Source organism: Clostridium neuense (assembly GCF_045310695.1).
GTDB lineage: Bacteria > Bacillota > Clostridia > Clostridiales > Clostridiaceae > Clostridium_S > Clostridium_S neuense.
In genome coordinates this window covers 1-219 of sequence record NZ_JBJIAA010000074.1, presented here as the reverse complement: position 1 = coordinate 219, position 219 = coordinate 1, and the positions used below count along the sequence as shown (strand labels likewise).

The following is a 219-nucleotide window of genomic DNA, read 5'->3' as shown; positions in this document are numbered from 1 at the left end:
GTAGCTCAATGGTAGAGCCCTAGCCTTCCAAGCTAGTCACGAGGGTTCGATTCCCTCTACCCGCTCCAAAATATGCGTTATTAGCTCAGTTGGTAGAGCACCTGACTCTTAATCAGGGTGCCCAGGGTTCGAGTCCCTGATGACGCACCATATGGTGGATATAGTTCAGTTGGTAGAGCGCCAGATTGTGGTTCTGGTTGTCTAGGGTTCGAGTCCCTA

Annotated in this window: 1 tRNA gene; it reads left to right on the top strand. The window is 51.1% G+C overall.

Annotated elements, in window-relative coordinates:
* Window positions 1-74: 74 nt before the first annotated feature.
* Window positions 75-150 (top strand) — tRNA-Lys (locus tag ACJDT4_RS23445).
* Window positions 151-219 lie beyond the last annotated feature (69 nt).